This is a genomic window from Frankia sp. CcWB2, assembly GCF_977927585.1.
In genome coordinates this window covers 1-5,531 of the sequence record NZ_CDWRCM010000063.1, presented here as the reverse complement: position 1 = coordinate 5,531, position 5,531 = coordinate 1, and the positions used below count along the sequence as shown (strand labels likewise).

Annotated in this window: 4 protein-coding genes and 1 pseudogene; 1 reads left to right on the top strand and 4 read right to left on the bottom strand. The window is 67.9% G+C overall.

Annotated features, from left to right (window positions below; all coding sequences use genetic code 11):
* From ACY45C_RS09070 to ACY45C_RS09060, 3 genes are all read right to left on the bottom strand, one after another.
* Positions 1 to 657 (bottom strand): hydantoinase/oxoprolinase N-terminal domain-containing protein (locus ACY45C_RS09070; RefSeq protein ID WP_462187181.1); only part of this gene is annotated, 657 nt, incomplete at its 3' end.
* 22 nt (positions 658 to 679) lie between these two features.
* Positions 680 to 1,108: an acetone carboxylase subunit gamma gene (locus ACY45C_RS09065; protein WP_462187180.1), complete on the bottom strand. Its 429-nt coding sequence runs from the start codon at positions 1,106 to 1,108 to the stop codon at positions 680 to 682.
* A 51-nt stretch (positions 1,109 to 1,159) separates the two neighbouring features.
* Positions 1,160 to 3,073 carry a hydantoinase/oxoprolinase family protein gene (locus ACY45C_RS09060; RefSeq protein WP_462187179.1) on the bottom strand — a complete coding sequence of 638 codons (1,914 nt, stop codon included), beginning with the start codon at positions 3,071 to 3,073 and terminating at the stop codon, positions 1,160 to 1,162.
* A gap of 182 nt (positions 3,074 to 3,255) precedes the next feature.
* Here ACY45C_RS09060 and ACY45C_RS09055 point away from each other — a divergent pair, with 182 nt between their 5' ends.
* Positions 3,256 to 5,103, top strand: coding sequence for a sigma-54-dependent Fis family transcriptional regulator (locus ACY45C_RS09055; protein ID WP_462187178.1), 1,848 nt, complete (start codon positions 3,256 to 3,258; stop codon positions 5,101 to 5,103).
* Between the two features lie 184 nt (positions 5,104 to 5,287).
* Here ACY45C_RS09055 and ACY45C_RS09050 read toward each other — a convergent pair.
* Positions 5,288 to 5,531, bottom strand: a pseudogene (locus tag ACY45C_RS09050) (hypothetical protein); the annotation flags it as partial.

The window sequence follows — 5,531 nt, the reverse complement described above, 5'->3', positions numbered from 1 at the left end:
GGTCGCCCGCACGTATTCGCCCTTGCGACCAGAGACCTGGTGGCCCAGCAGCAGCGGGATGGCACCCAGCTCGTGGGCCGGGAACTCGTCGAGAATGATCTCCTGGATCGCCAGCTCGTGCTCGGGATTCTCGGTGGCGTTGACCAGCGAAACCACCAGGGCCTCGGCGCCGGCATCCACCAGCTCACGGACCACCGTGCGGACGTCCTCGGGATCGAGCCTCGCCACGATCTTGCCGGCCGAGTTGACGCGTTCCTTGACCGAGCGGATCAGGTACCGCGGCACCAGCGGCTCGGGCCGTTCGGCTGCCGGGAGGTTCTGTTGCATCGAGTAGTCCAGGCCCTCGCCGTACCCCCGGCCGCGGGAGAGCGGGATGGTGTCCTCGAAGCCATGAGTGACGATCGCCCCCACCTTGGGTCCCTTGCGCTCGATGAGAGCGTTGGTGCCCAGGGTGGTGGCGTAGCGGACCGAGTCGACCTCGGTGAGCACGGTGCCGCGGTCCAGTCCGGCCCGGCTGCACGCCAGGTCGAGCGCCTCGTTGAAGCCCAGCGCCAGGTTGTGGTGCGTGGTCAGCGCCTTCGCCTCGACGTAGGTCTCGTCCCAAACGAAGAAGCAGTCGGTGAAGGTGCCGCCGATGTCGACGGAGATACGTTTCATTGTCTCGGTTCTTCCTGCGAGATCAGCGGATGTGGCCGGTCGCCTTGTGCATGGCGGTGTATTTCTGCGCGTCCTCGCCGGGCCCGTAGTTGTGGACCTGCTCGGGGTCGACGCCGCGTTCCTCCCACTGGGCGCGCAGCGCGGCGACGTCGATGACGAGATCGGCCGTCGGCGGGTGTCCCGGCGGCACGTATTCGGTCTCGATCTGGGTGGCGCAGCCGGGGCAGTAGAACTCCAGGATCCGGCAGTACGCCGGGTCCGGGGAAAAGGTGAACTCGTAGCGGTCGGGGTCGATGATCGGCTGGTGGATCTCCCGTGGGTCGCGGTCGTAGACCAGGCAGCCGAGCTTGTAGTTCCCGTGGGCAGACCAGATGTCGCGGCCGCACACCCGGCAGACCCATCGCTCGGTATCGAGATCGATGACCAGGTATTCGGTCATGGGGACCCGCATGATGACTTTCCTCTCGTGGCGGTCAGGGGATGCTCGGGGTGGTCAAGGAGGTCACTGGGTGTCGGTCAGCAGCAGGTCCCCCGAGGCGGTGACCCGGAACTGCCAGCCGGGCAGCACGCGAGCGGTGAAGAACGGACCCTCGACGATCACCGGGCCCTCGCCACTCCCACCGGGCGGCATCTCGGCGAGCACGAACACCGGCACCTTGTCGACCTGGTCGGGCGCGGAACGGACCAGGCGGGTCTCATTGCTCGTCACCCGGATCGCGGGCACGTCGGTGTCGGGAGCAACCTCGGGGTGCGGCAGCGCGGCCGTCACCGACAGTTGCAGGGAGACCTGCTTCCCGGGGAAGTCCACGGCGTCGCCGGACTGGTACGGCCTGGTCTCCACCGGCGACCCGTCGGTCTCCTCGATGGTGAGCAATACCTCAGTGCGGCAGTCGTCGAGGTCGTAGCCCTCCTGGAAAATGTCGCGCCTGGCCCGGGCGAGCATCTCGTCGTACGTCGCCGCGGTGCTTGCCGTGGTCGGCTCCGGCACGCCGACCTCGTAGGTCTTGCCGATGTCGGAGAAGGCAATGCCGAACGCGGAGAAGACCGCTGCCATCCGCGGGATCAGCACCTTCTTCACCCCTGCCGGACGAGCGGCACCGACGGCACTCATCGGGCCGGCGCCACCGAAGGCGACGAGGGTCGAGTTCTCCTGGATCAGGTGCGCGAAGGAGTGTGCCAGCGCCTCGAAGTAGGCCTGCTCCATCCGGATCAGCGACTCCTCCAGGCTGATGCCCAGCGGCTCGGCGATGGTCTCGGTGATGACCGCGGCCGAACGGTCGGCGTCGAGCCGGAAGGTGCCGTCGAGGTAGGTGCTGGCGTCGAGGATGCCGAGCAGCAGGTTGACGTCGGTGATCGTGGCTTCCTTGCCACCGAAGCCGAAGCAGGCCGGGCCGGGGGCCGCCCCCACACTGCGTGGCCCGACCGTGATCTGCCCGTCCACCACCGAGATCACCGAGGACCCGCCGACACCGGTCGAGTGCACGTTGCTCATCGGGTAGGAGATCGAGACGCCCTCGATGGTGCCGCGCTCATCGGCCGCCGCCGCACCGCCGCGGACGACCCCCACGTCGGTGGTGGTGCCGCCGATGTCCATCATCAGCGTGTGCTCGAGGCCGTACGTGCGAGCCAGCGCCGCCGTACCCTCCAAGCCGCCGCGCGGCCCGGAGGAGTACGTCTTCAGCGCCACCGCCTTGGCCACCCGCGAGGAGGCTCCGTCGTTGCGGTATACCAGCAGCGGGTTGAGCACCCTGTACGACTTCAGCCGCCGCTCCGCCGCGTACAGGAACCGCTCCATGGTCGGGTGCAGGAACGAGTTGAGCACGCACGACCACACCCGGCGCGGGTGGTCCCGGTCGCCGGCGAGGGACCACGAGTACAGGAGCGGGATCGAGCCGAGCAGGTGCCGCGGGAACTTGCGCAGCAACACGCTGCGTAGGCGACGCTCCTGTTCCGGCGACTCACCAGCCACCACCACCCGGGCGGCACCCAGGGTGGTGAGCTGGTTGATCCGCTGGACGACTTCGAAGTCGATCTCCTCATCGGTCGCGCCCATGTCGATGGTGAGCACCCGGTCGGCGATCAGGCCGTCGAAGAGGTCCTTCTCCGCTTCACGGCTGCGCATCTGCTCGAACAGGCCCGGCATCGTGCTGAGGATGCCGATCATCGGGCCCCGCCGCTCGACCAGGGCGTTGGTGCCCTGCGTGGTCGAGTAGCGGATGTGTTGCGTAGCGTGCAGCAGCTTCTCCGTGTTGGCCTCGCCGTAGAGGGCGGCCGAGGCCTTCTCGATCCCGTCGAAGAGGCACTCCGACAGGTCGTGCGGAGTAGTGAGGGTCTTGGTGTAGGTGAACTGGTCGCCATCCCAGACGCAGATGTCGGTAAGCGTGCCACCGTTGTCGATGTTGATCAGGGTGTCCATGACGCTCCTCGGTTCGTGACTCCCTGGGTTCCATGCGCAGGCCCCGTTGTTGGGACAACCCTGCTGGTGTCCCACCGGGTGTCGGTGTCCCAAAATTGGACACTCACTGCTCTTGGATGTGGCGTGGCTCTCAGCCACGATGTTCTTCCACGGGGCCATCCAGGACCCCCGAGGAGGTGCACATGCCGGACACCGCGAACCGCCTCTTACGGGTGGCCGCAGCCCGGGCAGACTTCCTGGAGTGCGGCCGCGCGGGTGCCGTCGGTGTCCCCGACGTGCTCGCGGCATCATGGGAACGCAGCCAGGCGGCCGGCGTCGACAGCGCACGGCCGCACAGCGACTACATCGACGACATCGACACCGGGTCCCGGCTGGTGCGCTGCGCACGCCCGGTGCTCACTCAGCTCGGCAACGACACCGCGGACCTCCCGCTGGTCATCGCCCTGACCGACCACAAGGCCAGGCTGGTTCAGCGCATCGACTTGTCATCGACGGTCGGGCGGTTGCTCGACAGGGTCGAATTCGCGCCAGGGTTCAACTACTCCGAGTCGATGATGGGCACCAACGGTGTGGGCACCGTGATCGAGGCCGGTCAGCCGGTCAGCATCGTCGGGCCGGAGCACTTCACCGAGCCCCTGCAATGCTTCGCCTGCACCGGCGCCCCGGTCATCGATCCTCTCACCGGCCGGGTAGAGGGAGTGCTGGACATCTCCACGCTCACCCAGACCTGGAGCCCGCTGATGCACACCTTGGTGAAGAGTGCCGCCAAGGACATCAGCCGCAACCTGTTGCTGGATCGCAGCCAGTCCCAGCAGGCCGTTTTCGAGACCTACCTGCGCGCCGAAGCCCGGGCGTCCCGGCAGGCCGTCTTCGCCTTCGGTGACTCGGTCTTCATCGCCAACGCCCCGGCCCAGCGCCTGTTCGACGCCAGCGAGCAGCTGACCCTGCGCGAGCACGCGACCTTCCTCATGAGCCGCCGCGACCGGGTGAGCGACACCCTGGTCCTGCCGGGGGGACGCATGGTCCACATCCGGGGCACCCGGATCCTGACCGGCTCCGAGGTGGCCGGCATGGTGGTGATCGCCGACCTCGTTGCCACGGAGAAGGCCGGATCGCCGGGCGACTTCACCGAGCAGGTGCTGCCACAGATCGCGGTCGCGACCCCGCAGACCTCCCGCATCGCCGGCGACCTGTACCGGCCGCACGAGACCATTACCGGTGGCCGGTCACCGGCGTGGGTACGCGCGTGCGACAAGCTGCGCGAAGCCCTCATGGCGGAGAAGCCGGCGATCGTGCTCGGTGAGACCGGCACCGGCAAGTTCACCCTGGTCGCCGAGATCTTCCACGCCTCGCACCCGGGCAGCCGAAGCGTGTCGATGGACGCCTCCCAGCTGACCATCGAGAACTCCGAGACCGACATCGACTCTCTGCTCGCGGGCAAGCCAGAGCCGACCCTCTACATCGTCCGCAATGTCGACCAGGCCAGCACCGAAGGAGTCGAACAGCTCGACGCGTTCTTCACTGCGATCAGCCGGCTCGACGGCACCACCTCATTCGTTGCGACCCTGTCGGACTCCTCGCTGGACTCCGACCTGCCGTTCCACGCACTCCTCGGCCACTTCGAGGTAGCAATCACCGTGCCGCCGCTGCGATGCCGTACCGATGACCTCTCCACCATCACCTCGTCGGTCCTGCGCGGCATAGCCCCCAACCGCAAGGTGCGGCTCAGTCCAGCCGCCGAACGGATCATCGCGCGCTACTCCTGGCCACGCAACGTCTCCCAGCTGCGCGAGGCCCTCGAACACGCGCTGCGGCGGCGACCGGTCGGGGAGATCCAGGCCCAGGACCTGCCGGCGTACTGCCAGACCACCTCGCGGCACGTGCTCACCCCGCTGGAGGCAGCTGAGCGGGACACGATTGTCGCCGCCCTCCAAGAGACCGAGGGCAACCGAATGCTGGCGGCCGCCAGGCTCGGGATGTCGCGGTCCGGCCTTTACCGCAAGCTGAAGGCCTACGGCATCACCGCCTGACGCGTCCCAGGTGGGGCGGATCGCCCTTGGCCCGGTCTGAACCAGGGCACGCCCCGCGCCGGCGGTCCGTACGAAGCGGAGAGTCGCGAAGCCGGTCCGGCGGTAGGCGGCCCGCCGGACCGGCGTCATCCGCTCCGAAAACGGTGATGCTGACCGGGCGCGAGACCGTTCCTGCCGATGGCGATCAGGCGATGTTGGAAGGCCGGACCAGGCCCTCCGCGAGATCCCCGAATCCGGGAGCAATCACGGCGCCCGGGTTGCCGATGACCTCCTCGACAACCAGGGTTTCCGTTGTCAGCAAGAGCGCGGCGATCGACGCCGCGCTCTGCAGCGCGCAACGGGTGACTTTCACCGGGTCGATGACACCGAAGCCGGCCATGTCCCCGTATTCTGGGTCTTCGAAGTTAACCGGGGTGGGCGTGAAACCC